At 63.5% G+C, this 15363-nt stretch carries 12 protein-coding genes; all 12 read left to right on the top strand.

Features of this window, described 5'->3' with window-relative positions; all coding sequences use genetic code 11:
* Positions 1-2 precede the first annotated feature (2 nt).
* The 12 genes from sdhA to trpB all read left to right on the top strand — a co-directional run bounded on the left by sdhA (position 3) and on the right by trpB (position 15349).
* Entirely contained in the window at positions 3-1781 is a 1779-nt protein-coding gene (sdhA, locus tag N5B55_RS09480; RefSeq protein WP_065856639.1) for a succinate dehydrogenase flavoprotein subunit, read from the top strand.
* A 22-nt stretch (positions 1782-1803) separates the two neighbouring features.
* Complete coding sequence (locus tag N5B55_RS09475) at positions 1804-2505, top strand: succinate dehydrogenase iron-sulfur subunit (protein WP_009241007.1); 702 nt, start codon at positions 1804-1806, stop codon at positions 2503-2505.
* 71 nt (positions 2506-2576) lie between these two features.
* Complete coding sequence (locus N5B55_RS09470) at positions 2577-2864, top strand: FAD assembly factor SdhE (RefSeq protein WP_009241006.1); 288 nt, start codon at positions 2577-2579, stop codon at positions 2862-2864.
* Positions 2865-2986: 122 nt separating this feature from the next.
* The gene (gene gltA / locus N5B55_RS09465; RefSeq protein ID WP_065856637.1) at positions 2987-4288 is read left to right on the top strand and encodes a citrate synthase; all 1302 of its coding nucleotides are present in this window, start codon (positions 2987-2989) and stop codon (positions 4286-4288) included.
* Positions 4289-4512: 224 nt separating this feature from the next.
* Positions 4513-5922, top strand: a complete 1410-nt coding sequence (gene leuC, locus N5B55_RS09460) for a 3-isopropylmalate dehydratase large subunit (RefSeq protein WP_304538005.1) — start codon at positions 4513-4515, stop codon at positions 5920-5922.
* A gap of 23 nt (positions 5923-5945) precedes the next feature.
* Complete coding sequence (gene leuD / locus N5B55_RS09455; protein WP_065856633.1) at positions 5946-6596, top strand: 3-isopropylmalate dehydratase small subunit; 651 nt, start codon at positions 5946-5948, stop codon at positions 6594-6596.
* Positions 6597-6625: 29 nt separating this feature from the next.
* Positions 6626-7696: a 3-isopropylmalate dehydrogenase gene (gene leuB, locus N5B55_RS09450; RefSeq protein WP_304538004.1), complete on the top strand. Its 1071-nt coding sequence runs from the start codon at positions 6626-6628 to the stop codon at positions 7694-7696.
* A gap of 338 nt (positions 7697-8034) precedes the next feature.
* A complete protein-coding gene (gene asd, locus N5B55_RS09445; RefSeq protein WP_154207085.1) occupies positions 8035-9138 on the top strand; it encodes an aspartate-semialdehyde dehydrogenase in 1104 nt (367 codons plus the stop codon).
* Between the two features lie 386 nt (positions 9139-9524).
* On the top strand, positions 9525-12437 hold the full coding sequence (gene tapV / locus N5B55_RS09440) for a FimV/HubP family polar landmark-like protein TapV (RefSeq protein ID WP_304538003.1): 2913 nt from the start codon (positions 9525-9527) through the stop codon (positions 12435-12437).
* Between the two features lie 83 nt (positions 12438-12520).
* Complete coding sequence (gene truA, locus N5B55_RS09435) at positions 12521-13345, top strand: tRNA pseudouridine(38-40) synthase TruA (RefSeq protein ID WP_304538002.1); 825 nt, start codon at positions 12521-12523, stop codon at positions 13343-13345.
* Between the two features lie 14 nt (positions 13346-13359).
* On the top strand, positions 13360-14061 hold the full coding sequence (locus N5B55_RS09430; protein ID WP_154207204.1) for a phosphoribosylanthranilate isomerase: 702 nt from the start codon (positions 13360-13362) through the stop codon (positions 14059-14061).
* Positions 14062-14155: 94 nt separating this feature from the next.
* A complete protein-coding gene (gene trpB / locus N5B55_RS09425) occupies positions 14156-15349 on the top strand; it encodes a tryptophan synthase subunit beta (RefSeq protein ID WP_154207083.1) in 1194 nt (397 codons plus the stop codon).
* Positions 15350-15363: the final 14 nt, after the last annotated feature.

Here is a 15363-nt window from a genome sequence, read left to right as displayed (position 1 = left end):
ACATGGTCGCAGTCAAGACTGGGCTGCCGCGCCGCAAATTCGACGTCGTGATCGTCGGTGCGGGCGGTTCGGGCATGCGCGCATCGCTGCAGCTGGCAGAAGCCGGCCTCTCCGTGGCCGTGCTGTCCAAGGTTTTCCCCACCCGCTCGCACACTGTTGCAGCGCAGGGTGGGATCGGTGCTTCGTTGGGCAACATGAGCGAAGACAACTGGCACTATCACTTTTACGACACCGTCAAGGGCTCCGACTGGCTTGGCGACCAGGACGCGATCGAGTTCATGTGCCGCCAGGCGCCGAACGTGGTCTACGAACTGGAACACTTCGGCATGCCGTTCGACCGCAACGCTGACGGCACCATCTACCAGCGTCCGTTCGGCGGCCATACGTCGAACTACGGTGAAAAGCCCGTGCAGCGTGCCTGCGCCGCAGCTGACCGAACTGGCCATGCGCTGCTGCACACGCTGTATCAGCGTAACGTGCGGGCCAAGACCCACTTCTTCGTCGAATGGATGGCGCTGGATCTGATCCGCGACCAAGAAGGCGATGTGCTGGGCGTGACCGCGCTCGAAATGGAAACCGGCGAGGTCTACATCCTCGAAGCCAAGACGACGCTGTTCGCCACGGGCGGTGCGGGTCGGATCTACGCAGCGTCCACCAACGCCTTCATCAACACCGGTGACGGCCTGGGCATGGCAGCGCGCGCAGGGGTGCCGCTGGAAGACATGGAGTTCTGGCAGTTCCACCCGACCGGCGTGGCCGGCGCGGGCGTGCTGATTACGGAAGGCGTGCGCGGCGAGGGCGGCATCCTGCGTAACAAGGACGGCGAGCGCTTCATGGAGCGCTATGCCCCGACGCTGAAGGATCTGGCGCCGCGTGACTTCGTGTCGCGCTCGATGGACCAGGAAATCAAGGAAGGCCGCGGCTGCGGCCCGAACGGCGACTACGTGCTGCTTGACCTGACGCACGTCGGCGCCGAGACCATCATGAAGCGCCTGCCGTCGATCCGCGAGATCGGCCTGAAGTTCGCCAACGTCGACGCCATCAAGGAGCCGATTCCTGTGGTGCCGACCATCCACTACCAGATGGGTGGCATTCCGACGAACTATCACGGTCAGGTCGTGGTGCCGAAGAATGGCAACCCGAACGAGGTCATCAACGGCTTCTACGCGATCGGCGAATGCTCGTGCGTGTCCGTGCACGGCGCGAACCGCCTGGGCACGAACTCGCTGCTCGACCTGGTGGTGTTCGGCCGTTCGGCGGGCAACCACATCATTGCCCAGAACCTGAAGAACCGCGAGCACAAGCCGTTGCCGGCCGACGCTGCCGACCGCGCGCTGTCGCGCCTGGCCAAGCTCGATTCGTCCAGCTCGGGCGAATACGCGCAGGACGTTGCCAACGACATCCGTCGCAACATGCAGTCGCACGCTGGCGTGTTCCGTACGCAGAAGTTGATGGATGAAGGCGTCGAGCGCATCCTGGAAGTGGCCGAGCGCGCTGGCAACATCCACCTGAAGGACAAGTCCAAGGTGTTCAACACCGCGCGCGTCGAAGCGCTGGAAGTGGCCAACCTGGTGGAAGTGGCGAAGGCGACGATGGTGTCGGCTGCCGCCCGCAAGGAATCGCGCGGCGCACACGCCCACAGCGACTTCCCGAACCGCGACGATGAAAACTGGATGAAGCACTCGCTGTGGTATTCCGAAGGCAATCGCCTCGACTACAAGCCTGTGCAGTTGAAGCCGCTGTCGGTGGAAACAGTGCCGCCCAAGGCGCGTACGTTCTAACGGATAAGAAGGACCCACAAAAATGAAGCGTATTTTTGAAGTCTATCGCTACGATCCGGACAAGGACGCAGCGCCCCGCATGCAGACCTACGAGGTTGAACTCGACGGTCACGAGCGCATGCTGCTCGATGCGCTGGTCAAGCTGAAGAAGCTCGACGAGTCGATCGCGTTCCGCCGTTCTTGCCGCGAAGGCGTGTGCGGCTCCGACGCGATGAACATCAACGGCAAGAATGGTCTGGCGTGCCTGACCAACATGCGTGAGCTGCCCGAGAAGATCGTGCTGCGCCCGCTGCCGGGGCTGCCGGTGGTGCGCGACCTGATCGTCGACATGACGCAGTTCTTCAACCAGTACCACTCGATCAAGCCGTACCTGATCAACGACGAGCCGCCGCCCGAGAAAGAGCGCCTGCAGTCGCCCGAAGAGCGTGAAGAACTCGACGGCCTGTACGAGTGCATTCTGTGCGCGAGCTGCTCGACGTCGTGCCCGTCGTTCTGGTGGAACCCGGACAAGTTCGTCGGCCCGGCTGGTCTGCTGCAGGCGTATCGTTTCATCGCCGACAGCCGCGACCAGGCGACGAGCGAACGGCTTGACAACCTGGAAGATCCGTACCGCCTGTTCCGTTGCCACACCATCATGAACTGCGTCGATGTGTGCCCGAAGGGTCTCAACCCGACTAAGGCCATCGGCAAGATCAAGGAATTGATGGTGCGTCGCGCCGTGTAAGGCGCGAGTCAGCGCATTTTGGCATTGTGTGTCGCCGGGGCGGTTTCTCCGGCGACACATTTCTAGGAAGTATGGTTGCTGTGAACACTCCGACGTTCTCCCATCAGTCCGATCCGCACAAGCGTGCCCGTTTGCGCTGGCGTGCCCGACGCGGTCTGCTTGAGAACGACATCATCGTCGAGCGCTTCTTCAACCGCTACGAGACGGAACTGTCGGACGACGACGTTGCCGCACTCTCGCAGTTGTTCGAGCTACCCGACAACGACCTGATGGATCTCCTGCTTGCACGCAAGGAGCCGGAGGGCGAACTCGACGTGCCCCACATTCAGCACGTCCTGACCTTGCTGCGCTCGGTCTGAACCGGCGCGCGAGAGGTTGCCGCAAGACGAATCGGTCCAGCCGCCCCCGGCCGGCGCCCCTTGATCCGTCTGGCGGGAGTCTCCCGACTTCATTTTTATAAACAGCAGAGAAGGAAACCGACATGACGCCGTCCGAAGTGAAAGCCACCCTATCGTTTTCCGATGGCTCGCCCAGCGTCGAGCTGCCGATCTATAAGGGCACGGTCGGCCCGGACGTGATCGACATTCGCAAGCTGTACGGTCAGACGGGCAAGTTCACGTACGACCCCGGCTTCATGTCGACTGCGTCGTGCAATTCCAAGATTACCTACATCGATGGGGACAAGGGTGAGCTGCTGTACCGCGGCTACGCCATCGACGACCTGGCCAGCAAGTGCGATTTCATGGAAATCTGCTATTTGCTGTTGAAGGGCGAACTGCCCAACGCCAAGCAGAAGGAAGAGTTCAACCATGTGGTGACGAATCACACCATGGTTCACGAGCAGATGCAGTTCTTCCTGCGCGGTTTCCGTCGTGACGCCCACCCGATGGCCGTGCTGACGGGTTTGGTTGGTGCCATGAGCGCGTTCTATCCGGATGCCGCCAACATCAATGATCCGCGCGAGCGCGAAATCTCGCAGATTCGCCTGATTGCCAAGCTGCCGACGCTGGTGGCCATGGCCTACAAGTACAACATCGGCCAGCCGCTCATCTACCCGCAGAACAACCTGTCGTATACGGGCAACTTCATGCGCATGATGTTTGCCACGCCGTGCGAAGACTACAAGGTGAACCCGGTGCTGGAGAAGGCACTGGACCGCATCTTCATCCTGCACGCAGACCACGAACAGAACGCCTCCACGTCGACGGTGCGTCTGGCGGGCTCGTCTGGCACCAACCCGATCGCAGCCATCGCTGCCGGTATCGCCTGCCTGTGGGGCCCGGCGCACGGTGGTGCGAACGAGGCGGCTCTGAACATGCTGGAAGAAATCGGTACTGTGGACAAGGTTCCCGAGTTCATCAAGCAGGTGAAGGACAAGAACAGCGGCGTGCGCCTGATGGGCTTTGGCCACCGCGTGTACAAGAACTACGACCCGCGCGCGAAGCTGATGCGCGAAACCTGCCATGAAGTGCTGAATGAGCTGGGCCTGCACAACGACCCGCTGTTCAAGCTCGCGATGGAGCTGGAGAAGATTGCCCTGGAAGACGAGTACTTCGTCAGCCGCAAGCTGTATCCGAACGTCGACTTCTATTCGGGTATCGTTCAGCGCGCCCTGGGCATCCCGACCTCGATGTTCACCTGCATCTTCGCGCTGGCACGCTCGGTGGGCTGGATCTCGCAATGGGAAGAGATGATCACCGATCCGGAATACAAGATCGGCCGTCCGCGCCAGCTGTTCAACGGCGCAGCGACCCGCGAAGTGCCGCCGATCGACAAGCGCTAAGTCAGGCTGTTCGTTTTACAGAAACCCCGCTCGGGAAACCAGGCGGGGTTTTTTCTTGCATGCACCTGTGCCGGTGTCGGAAAGGCCTTCGCGAAATGGCGAAACCCCCTTTCGTCAGTCACGTCCGGTGTCAGATGCACCGGGTGGCATAATCGATCACTCCCCACGAAACTGCTCGCGCAACGGCCCTGATTTCAGATGGCGCGTTGTGCACGGATCGCATCATGGCCAAGACGCTCTACGACAAACTTTGGGACGATCACGTCGTTCATACCGAAGATGACGGCACAACCGTTCTCTACATCGATCGTCAACTGCTGCACGAAGTGACCAGCCCGCAGGCATTTGAGGGCCTGAAGCTGGCGCAGCGTCCGGTGTGGCGCATCAGCGCCAACCTGGCCGTGTCGGACCACAACGTGCCGACCACCGATCGCTCGCACGGCATCGCGGACCCGGTTTCCAAACTGCAGGTCGATACGCTCGACGCCAACTGCGACAGCTACGGCATCACGCAATTCAAGATGAACGACAAGCGTCAGGGCATCGTGCACGTGATCGGGCCGGAGCAGGGCGCAACGCTGCCGGGCATGACGGTGGTCTGTGGTGATTCGCACACCAGCACGCATGGCGCGTTCGGCGCGCTCGCCCACGGCATCGGCACCTCGGAAGTCGAGCACGTGCTGGCCACGCAAACGCTGCTCGCCAAGAAGAGCAAGAACATGCTGGTGAAGGTGGAAGGTACGCTGCCTCGCGGCTGCACGGCCAAGGACATCGTGCTCGCCATCATCGGAAAGATCGGTACAGCTGGCGGCACGGGCTACGCCATGGAGTTCGGCGGTTCGGCCATCCGCGCACTGTCGATGGAAGGCCGCATGACGGTGTGCAACATGGCGATCGAGGCAGGCGCCCGCGCAGGCATGGTCGCCGTGGACGATGTCACGCTGGAGTACATCAAGGGCCGCCCGTTCGCGCCGCAAGGCGTGGAGTGGGAGCAGGCCGTCGCTTACTGGCGCACGCTGCATTCTGACGAGGGCGCGCACTTTGATCAGGTGGTCGAGCTGCGCGCTGAAGAGATTCGCCCGCAGGTGAGCTGGGGTACGTCGCCGGAAATGGTGGTCAGCATTGAAGACCGCGTGCCGGACCCCGACAAAGAAAAGGACCCGAACAAGCGCAATGCCATGGAGCGCGCGCTCGAATACATGGGTCTGCAGCCGAACGTTGCCATCAGCGACATCAACATTGACAAGGTGTTCATCGGCTCCTGCACCAACAGCCGCATCGAAGACATGCGCGCCGCGGCGTGGGTCGTGCAGAAGCTGGGCAAGCGCATTGCGTCGAACGTGAAGCTGGCGATGGTCGTGCCGGGCTCGGGCCTTGTGAAGGAGCAGGCCGAGCGCGAAGGGCTCGACAAGATTTTCAAGTCGGCGGGCTTTGAGTGGCGCGAGCCGGGTTGCTCGATGTGTCTCGCAATGAACGCGGACCGTCTCGAGCCCGGCGAGCGCTGCGCGTCCACGTCCAACCGCAACTTCGAAGGCCGTCAGGGCGCGGGTGGCCGCACCCACCTGGTGAGCCCGGCGATGGCCGCTGCGGCCGCGCTCGAAGGCCACTTCGTCGACGTGCGCAAGCTCGCTTGAGCGGCAGGATAGAGAGAGCAATCATGGAACAATTCACCATCCACACAGGCCTCGTGGCGCCGCTCGACCGCGAGAACGTCGACACTGACGCCATCATCCCGAAGCAATTCCTCAAGTCGATCAAGCGCACCGGCTTCGGCCCAAACCTGTTCGACGAATGGCGCTACAAGGACGTCGGCGAGCCTGGCCAGGACAACAGCAAGCGACCGCTGAACCCGGATTTCGTGCTGAATCAGCCGCGTTACCAGGGCGCATCGGTGTTGCTCGCCCGCAAGAATTTCGGCTGCGGCAGCTCGCGAGAGCACGCACCGTGGGCGCTGCAGCAATATGGCTTCCGCGCCATCATCGCGCCCAGCTTTGCCGACATCTTCTTCAACAACTGCTTCAAGAACGGCCTGCTGCCGATCGTGCTGACGGAGTCGCAGGTCGACCATCTGTTCAACGAGACGCAAGCGTTTACGGGCTACCAGCTGACCGTCGATCTGGACAAGCAGGTCGTCGTCACGCCGGGCGGGACGGCTTATCCGTTCGACATCACGGCGTTCCGCAAATACTGCCTGCTCAACGGCTTCGACGATATCGGCCTGACCTTGCGCTACGCCGACCAGATCAAGGCTTACGAAGCGCAGCGCCTGGCCAGAATGCCGTGGCTCGCGCACAAGCTCGTCGGCTGAGCAGACACCAGAACAACAAGGACAACCACATGACCAAGATTGCAGTGTTGCCGGGTGACGGCATTGGCAAGGAAATCGTCGCCGAGGCCGTGAAGGTCCTCAAAGTGCTGGGCGAGCCATTCGAGATGGAATTTGCCCCGGTGGGCGGCGCCGGCTACGAGGCCAAGGGCCAGCCGCTGCCGGCAGACACCCTCAAGCTCGCCAAGGAAGCCGATGCGATCCTGTTCGGCGCCGTGGGCGACTGGAAGTACGACACGCTGGCGCGCGAACTGCGTCCGGAGCAGGCCATTCTGGGTTTGCGCAAGCACCTGCAACTGTTCGCCAACTTCCGTCCGGCGATCTGCTACCCCGAGTTAACCGGCGCATCGAGCCTCAAGCCGGAAATCGTCGCCGGTCTGGACATCCTGATCGTGCGTGAGTTGAACGGCGACATTTACTTCGGCCAACCGCGCGGTGTGCGCGCGGCGCCCGACGGTTTGTTCGCCGGCGCGCGCGAAGGTTTCGACACCATGCGCTACGCCGAGCCGGAAATCCGCCGCATCGCGCACGTCGCCTTCCAGGCTGCCGCCAAGCGCGGCAAGAAGCTGTGCAGCGTCGACAAGGCCAACGTCCTCGAGACTTTCCAGTTCTGGAAAGACATCGTTACCGACGTCCACAAGGAGTATCCGGAAGTCGAGCTGTCGCACATGTACGTGGACAACGCGGCCATGCAGCTCGTGAAGGCGCCGAAGAACTTCGACGTAATCGTCACCGGCAACATGTTCGGCGACATCCTGTCGGACGAGGCCGCCATGCTGACGGGCTCGATCGGCATGCTGCCCTCGGCGTCGCTCGACGCGAACAACAAAGGCCTGTATGAGCCGTCGCACGGCTCCGCGCCGGACATCGCCGGCAAGGGGATCGCCAACCCGCTGGCGACGATCCTGTCGGCGGCAATGATGCTGCGCTACTCGCTGAACAAGGCCGAGCAGGCCGATCGCATCGAAAACGCGGTCAAGAAGGTGCTCGCCCAGGGCTATCGCACGGGCGACATCCTGACGCCGGGTTGCAAGCAGGTCGGCACGGTGGAGATGGGCGACGCGGTGGTCGCTGCACTGTAACGAAACGGGCGTTGCGGTGCCGTCACATCCGGTGCCGCAATCGTCGTTTTTTCGGTGGACACATGCTGCAGTGCATTGTGTACCCGCCAAATCGTGTATATTTTTGCAGATGATCTCGATCGCGCTCCCCGTCCTCGTACTGGGCATTCTGGGCACCCTGGCTATCGCCGCCAAGGGTACCGCCGCGCGCGCTCGCATGACGCCTGTCGAGATTCGCACGACCACGAAAATCATTACCAAAAAAACGATCTCGTAGATCGTCCGTCGTGCCCGTTCGCCTTCCCCGCGCGGTCACGCCGGGCGACCGAGGCGGGGAAAATCACTAGAGGTTCACAATCATGAAGGTAGGTCTCGTCGGTTGGCGCGGGATGGTCGGCAGCGTGCTGATGCAACGCATGCAGGAAGAAAAGGATTTCGACCTCATCGACACCGTGTTTTTCAGCACCAGCAACGCCGGCGGCAAGGCGCCCGCATTCGCCAAGACGGATGCGCCCCTGGCCGACGCCAACGACATCGAAGCACTGAAGGCCTGCGACACGATCATCACGTGCCAGGGCGGTGACTACACGACCGAAGTCTTCCCGAAGCTGCGCGCTGCCGGCTGGAACGGCTACTGGATCGACGCCGCCTCGACGCTGCGCATGGAAGACGATGCCGTGATCGTGCTGGACCCGGTCAACCTGTCGCTCATCAAGAACGCGGTGGCGGCTGGCACCAAGAACTTCATCGGCGGCAACTGCACCAACTCCATCCTGCTAATGGGCGTGGGTGGCCTGTTCCGCGAAGGTCTGGTCGAATGGGTCAGCTCGATGACTTACCAGGCAGCTTCGGGCGGTGGTGCGAACCACATGCGTGAACTGCTCAAGGGCATGGGCGTAATTCACGGCGCCGTGGCTGACGAGCTGGCCAACCCGGCGTCCGCCATCCTGGACATCGATCGCAAGGTTGCCAAGACCATCCGCGAAGATGTGCCGACCGAATTCTTCCCGGCGCCGCTCGCGGGTGGCCTGATCCCGTGGATCGACAAGCAGCTCGATAACGGTCAGTCGAAGGAAGAGTGGAAGGGCCAGGCCGAGGTCAACAAGATTCTGGGCACGGCGCAGACGATTCCGGTCGACGGCCTGTGCGTGCGGATTGGTGCGATGCGCTGCCATAGCCTGGGCCTGACGCTCAAGCTCAAGCGCGACCTGCCGCTGGACGAAATCGAGCAGATCATCCGCTCCGGCAACCCGTGGGTGAAGTGGGTCCCGAACGATCGCAGCATCACCGAGAAGGAACTGACGCCGGCATCCATCACGGGTGGCCTGGAAATCGGTGTGGGTCGCGTGCGCAAGCTCAACATGGGGCCGGAGTATGTAAGCGCCTTCGTGATCGGCGATCAGCTTCTGTGGGGTGCCGCTGAGCCGTTGCGCCGCACGCTCCGTATCCTGCTGGACAAGTGATCAAAGCTTTGCTTTCGTTATCGGGCCGCGTATCCGACGTTGTCGTTGCGGCCTGACAACAGAAAGTGTGCTTTTTCAACCAACGCCGCGCGGCCTGCGCGGCGTTGTGCCATCTGGATGCCCACGGCTTGTAACGTTGGTACACAATAGCGGCCGGAACGCCGTCCGCCCATTCGTGGGGTGGACGGGGCACGGGGAAGGGTTAGCGCCAGATGAAGCACGCGCATTCCGGGGGGTACGTCGGGTGCTTCAGAATCTCGCCAATTGTGTCGTTTCATAAGAATTGACGGCGGTTCTTATCCAGCATTTCACGTTTTGGGTGAACTTGCTGCGCTAACTCGTTGATGTTAAGTTCGTTTGCACATTAAAAGATAACGGAGTCGAAGGTGAGGGTGAGCCAATACCGCCGGAGAGAATCGTCCCATCGCAGTCCTCGCTGGTCGGCCGTCGCGTTTGCCGCGGCGAGCCTGCTGCTGATTCAGCCCGCTGCGCAAGCGGCCGGTTTCGGCGCGCTGCATGTGCGTTCCAGCCTCGGCCAGCCGCTGCAGGCCGAAATCGATCTGACCGGCGTGACGCCCGAAGAGGCACAAAACCTGGTCGCCAAGCTGGCTGCGCCGGATGCCTATTCGCGTGCCGGACTGACCTACAACCCGATCGTCTCCTCGCTGCGTGCCTCGCTGGAACGCCAGTCGAACGGCAATTACGTGGTGCGTCTGCGCTCGACACAGCCCGTCGCAGAGCCGTTCGTTGATGTTCTGGTCGACTTGAACTGGGCAAGCGGCCACGTTTCGCGGGCTTATACGTTCCTGCTGGACCCGGTGGGCTCCAGCAATACCGCACAGAATTTTGCGCCGACGCCGGTGGTGCAGGCCACGACGCCAGGCGCCGCCGAATCGGCGCCGGCTGCCTCGGCCGCTCAACCGCAAGCCGCGGCCCCGGCTGCCGCCGCACCGGTTCCGGCACGTCAGCCGCGTGCTGCCCGTCAGGCGGCACGTCCGCAGCAAGCAGCTCCTGCTGCCGCTGCGCCCGATGCTACGCCCGGCGGTTCGTATACGGTGCAGCGTGGCGATAGCCTGTACGACGTGGCATCGACGGCCGCGCAAGGTCAGGACGCCGTTTCGCTCGACCAGATGCTCCTGGCGCTGTATCGCAACAACCCCAACGCTTTCATTGGCGGCAACATCAACCGGCTGCGTACCGGCTCGGTGCTGAAGGTGCCGTCGCAGGCAGAGGCGCAGAAAACGCCGGCGCGTGAGGCGCGCCGCGAAGTGATTGCGCAGACGTCCGGTTTTGCCGGCTATCGCAACCGCCTCGCAACGGCGGCTGAAGCCAACGCAGCGACGGATACGGACTCCGCTCGCCAGCAAAGCGGCAGCGTGTCGGCCCGCGTGCAGGATCAGGCTACCCCGGCCGCAAGCGGCCGCGACGAGCTGCGCCTGTCCAAGGCGGACCGTGCCGGCAAGGCTGGCGCGTCAGCCGCCCGTGACGAGGAGCTCGTTGCCAAGGAGCGCGCGCTCAAGGAAATGGAATCGCGCGTCGCGCAGTTGGAGAAAAACCTCTCCGACATGCAACGCCTGGTTGAATTGAAGAACGCTGAACTGGCCAAGGCCGCCAGCGCTGCCAAGCCGGCCGCTGGTGCTGCACCGTCGACCGCGGCTCCGGCCGTTGCGGCGGCCAATGCGCCTGCGCCCGTAGCAGCGTCTACGGCTGCCCCGGCCCCGGCTGCCGCTGCGTCGGCGGAAACTGCCGCGGCTGCTCCGGCTTCGTCTGCGACGGCTGCTGCGGCGGCTTCGGCACCGGAGGCCGCATCGGCGCCCGTGGCTGCAGCCTCGGCATCGCAAGCGGCTGCCAGCGCACCGGTGGCTGCGGCATCGGCTCCCGCTGCCGCGCCGAAGAAGGCGCCGGTGGTTGTGGCCCCGCCGCCTCCGATCCAAGAGGAATCGTTCTTCTCGACGCTGCTGGGCAACCCGATGGCCTTGGGCTTGGGCGGCTTGGTGGTGGCCTTGCTGGGTGGTCTGGTGGTGTATCGCCGTCGCCAGCAGAAGCCCGAGCAGGCACATGGCTTCCAGGACAGCCTGCTGTCGCAGGAAAGCACCGTCATGGCGGGTGCCAACTCGCTGTTTGGCGCGGCCGGCGGCCAAAGTGTCGACACCTCGCAGCACAGCGTGTTCGGTGCGGATTTCCGTATTGGCGGCGGCAACGAGAGCAATGAAGTCGACCCGATTGCTGAGGCCGATGTCTACATCGCCTACGGCCGCGATGTGCAAGCCGAAGAAATCCTGCGCGAGGCACTGGAGCAGCATCCGGAGCGCCAAGCCATTCGCCTGAAGTTGATGGAAATTTACGCCAATCGTCAGGATGCCCACGGCTTCCAGACCATTGCTGAAGAGATGCTGGCGCAAGTTGGCGCGGCCTCGCCGGAATGGGCAGAGGCTGCCGCGATGGGCCGCAAGTTCGATCCGGCCAACCCGCTGTATCTGACGGTGCAGGGTGACGGAAGCCATCCGGGTGCCGAAGCGCATGCAGAGCCCAGCCACGCAGGTGCCGCAGTTGCAGGCGCCGCCGCCCTGGCAGGTGTGGGCGCCGCAGTGGCCGCCGAAGGCTTCAGCCCCACCGTGACGGGGCAGACTACGCGTCGCGGTGACGACTGGACCACGCTGTCTCCCGATCTGGATCCGTCCGCGCCGTCGACCAAGGCACCGCAACTGGCCGATTTCGATCTGCCGCTGGAGTCGTTCCCGGCGCCGGCAGCGGGCGAGCCGATCACCGCGCCAGAAGAGGCTTCGGACATCTTCAAGGTGCATGCCGAACCCCAGGCCGATCTGCCGCAATTCAACGCACACGCTGGCGAGCCTTATCAGCCCGTCGCCGCGCCGCCGCTGCATATGGATCTGTCGGACCTGTCGTTGGACCTGAACCCGACGCCGCCCGCCGCAGAAACGGCTGCTCCTGCACCCTCGGGTGCCGCGGAGGAAAGCCTGCCGAGCTGGGCTCAGCCGACCGACCTGTCGCAGGCCCCGATGCATTTCGAATCCCAGCCGCATCACGCAGAGCACGCTGAAGTCGCCAACGACGAACCGCAATCGGCCATCCGTCTGGACACCAACCTGCCGCACACGCTGTCGGGCGAGCATGGCGCCGATGGTGTGCGCGATCTGCAGATCAAGTTCGATCTGGCCAAGGCTTACATCGAGATTGGCGACAAGGAAGGTGCCCGCGAACTGCTGCAGGAAGTGCTGGACCTGGGCGATCCGTCGTTCCACGCCGAGGCGCAAGCCTTGATGCGCCAGATCGGCTGACGCCAAGCGTCTTACGCCATCGACAGCGCCGGCAGGGTGGTATCCTGCCGGCGTTTTTCTTTCCGCACGAGGATTCACACGGCATGACGCGCATCGCGCTTGGCATCCAGTACGACGGTGCCGCGTTTTCGGGTTGGCAATCGCAGCCGCACGGCAATACCGTGCAAGACGCGCTGGAGTCGGCGCTGCGGCAATTTGCCGGCGTGGCGCTGCCGACCACGGTGGCTGGCCGCACCGATGCCGGTGTGCATGCGCTGGGCCAGGTGGTGCATCTGGATACCGATCTCGTGCGCGAGCCGTTTTCGTGGGTGCGCGGCACCAACGCTTTTCTGCCCCCCACGGTGGCCGTGCGATGGGCGCAGGAGATGCCGGAGGGTTTCCACGCGCGCTTCTCCGCGCACCGCCGCACGTATTACTACGCACTCACCTTTGGTCCGACGCGCGCACCGCTGCTCGAAGACAAGGCGGGCTACGTGATGCTTCCGCCAGGCCAATCCCTTGACGTGGAAGCCATGAACGAGGCGGCCCAGGTGCTGATCGGCGAGCACGATTTCTCGTCCTTCCGCGCGGCCGAATGCCAAGCCAAGTCGCCCGTCAAAACGATGTATTCAGTCGAGGTGCGGGGCGAGGGCGAATGGGTGTTCGTGCGCATTCGCGGCAGCGCGTTCCTGCACCACATGGTGCGCAACATCATGGGCTGCCTGGTTGCGATCGGGCGCGGCCGCCAGCCGGCGTCGTGGATGGGCGATGTGCTGGCCGCCCGCAGCCGCGTGGCCGCAGCACCCACGTTCATGCCCGACGGACTGTATCTGGCCGAGGTCGGCTATCCTGACGCTTTCTCGTTGCCGGCGTCTCCGGCATCGTCCAGCCTGTTTCGCGGCGTGTTCGACGAGCACGCCGGCCCGTGAATCCTGCTCCCACCATGCCGTTGCACCGTACCCGTATCAAGCTGTGCGGCCTGACCCACCCGGCCGACGTCGACCACGCTGTCGCACTCGGCGCCGATGCGATCGGGCTGGTGTTCTATCCGCCCAGCCCCCGTTCCGTCACCATCGAGCGGGCGGCAGAACTGGCGCGCCGTGCCGGCCCGTTCGTCACCGTAACAGGTCTGTTTGTCAACGCCAGCGCGGACGACGTGGCGCGCGTGCTCGACCAAGTGCCGCTGACGTTGCTTCAGTTTCATGGTGATGAGCCGGCGGAGCTGTGCGCCGAGATTGCCAGGAAGGTAGGGCTGCCGTGGCTGCGCGCCCTGCGTGTTCAGCCCGGGGCCGATTTGGTAGAATTCGCGGATCGGTTTGCCGCTGCCCAAGGCCTGCTGCTCGACGCATTTGTCGAGGGGTATGGCGGCGGCGGCCACGTCTTTGACTGGACCCTCATTCCTCCGCAATGGCTCCCGCAATCGCCATCCTTGCCAACCACAAGCGCCGCTCCTCGGCTCGTTTTGAGTGGTGGGTTGAGCGCGCAAAACGTCGCTGGCGCGATTGAACGCGTGCGGCCATACGCTGTGGATGTCAGCAGCGGGATCGAGGCTGCACGGGGCGTGAAAGACCACGCCCGGATGACCGCATTTGTGCGTGCGGTGCGCGAGGCCGATGCAGCCCTGGACGCATCGGTTCAGGCCTGAGCCGATCTGGCAGGTTTCTCGCGCCGTACGCCTTCCTGAATATCTCTGCCGACGGTCTCCAACCTGACCTTGGCGGATGCCTCGAGAGATTGCCATGTACAACCTGCCCGACGCCCACGGCCATTTCGGCCCTTACGGCGGTACCTTCGTTGCGGAAACACTGTCCCACGCGCTCGATGAGTTGCGCGCCGCCTACGCGCGCTACCAGCACGATCCCGAATTCATCAAGGAATACGAATACGAACTGAAGCACTTCGTCGGCCGGCCGTCGCCGATCTATCACGCACGCCGTCTGACCGAACACTGTGGCGGCGCGCAGATCTATCTCAAGCGCGAAGACCTGAACCACACCGGCGCGCATAAGGTGAACAACGTGATCGGCCAGGCGCTGCTGGCGCGCCGCATGGGAAAGCCGCGCGTGATTGCCGAAACCGGCGCCGGCCAGCACGGCGTCGCGACCGCCACGATTGCCGCGCGCTACGGCATGGAATGCGTCGTCTACATGGGCAGCGAAGACGTGCGCCGCCAGGCCGCGAACGTCTACCGCATGAAGCTGCTGGGCGCGACCGTAGTACCAGTGGAATCGGGATCGCGCACGCTCAAGGACGCGCTGAACGAAGCGATGCGCGACTGGGTAACCAACGTGGCCGACACGTTCTACATCATCGGCACGGTGGCGGGCCCGCACCCGTATCCGATGATGGTGCGTGACTTCCAGGCCGTGATCGGCGAGGAATGCAAGGTGCAGATGCCAGAGATGACCGGGCGCCAGCCGGACGCCGTGATCGCCTGCGTGGGCGGCGGCTCCAACGCCATGGGCATCTTCTACCCGTACATCGACCATGCCGACGTGAAGCTGATCGGCGTGGAAGCAGCGGGTGAGGGCATCGAGACCGGCCGCCACGCCGCGTCGCTCACGGGCGGCTCGCCGGGCGTGCTGCACGGCAACCGCACCTATCTGCTGCAGGATGAAGACGGCCAGATCATCGAGACGCATTCGATCTCGGCCGGGCTCGATTATCCGGGCGTCGGTCCGGAACACGCCTGGTTGAAGGATGTACAGCGCGCGGAATACGTCGGCATTACCGACAAGGAAGCGCTGCAATCCTTCCATGACCTGTGCCGCATGGAGGGCATCATCCCGGCGCTGGAATCGAGCCATGCGCTGGCGTATGCGTGCAAGCTGGCGCCGACCCTGCCCAAGGACAAGATCCTGCTCGTGAACCTGTCAGGCCGTGGTGACAAGGACATGCATACCGTCGCAGAAGTCTCCGGCATCCAACTCTAACGGCACTGGCACAC

Origin of the sequence: Ralstonia pickettii, from assembly GCF_030582395.1 — a bacterium.
Taxonomy (GTDB): domain Bacteria; phylum Pseudomonadota; class Gammaproteobacteria; order Burkholderiales; family Burkholderiaceae; genus Ralstonia; species Ralstonia pickettii_D.
This window is presented reverse-complemented; position numbering and strand designations above follow the sequence as displayed.

Bases quoted from the DNA above. Each gene is read 5' to 3' on its own strand.
- sdhA (WP_065856639.1), top strand. From the start codon at position 3: ATGGTCGCAGTCAAGACTGGGCTGCCGCGCCGCAAATTCGACGTCGTG.
- N5B55_RS09475 (WP_009241007.1), top strand. From the start codon at position 1,804: ATGAAGCGTATTTTTGAAGTCTATCGCTACGATCCGGACAAGGACGCA.
- N5B55_RS09470 (WP_009241006.1), top strand. From the start codon at position 2,577: ATGGTTGCTGTGAACACTCCGACGTTCTCCCATCAGTCCGATCCGCAC.
- gltA (WP_065856637.1), top strand. From the start codon at position 2,987: ATGACGCCGTCCGAAGTGAAAGCCACCCTATCGTTTTCCGATGGCTCG.
- leuC (WP_304538005.1), top strand. From the start codon at position 4,513: ATGGCCAAGACGCTCTACGACAAACTTTGGGACGATCACGTCGTTCAT.
- leuD (WP_065856633.1), top strand. From the start codon at position 5,946: ATGGAACAATTCACCATCCACACAGGCCTCGTGGCGCCGCTCGACCGC.
- leuB (WP_304538004.1), top strand. From the start codon at position 6,626: ATGACCAAGATTGCAGTGTTGCCGGGTGACGGCATTGGCAAGGAAATC.
- asd (WP_154207085.1), top strand. From the start codon at position 8,035: ATGAAGGTAGGTCTCGTCGGTTGGCGCGGGATGGTCGGCAGCGTGCTG.
- truA (WP_304538002.1), top strand. From the start codon at position 12,521: ATGACGCGCATCGCGCTTGGCATCCAGTACGACGGTGCCGCGTTTTCG.
- N5B55_RS09430 (WP_154207204.1), top strand. From the start codon at position 13,360: ATGCCGTTGCACCGTACCCGTATCAAGCTGTGCGGCCTGACCCACCCG.
- trpB (WP_154207083.1), top strand. From the start codon at position 14,156: ATGTACAACCTGCCCGACGCCCACGGCCATTTCGGCCCTTACGGCGGT.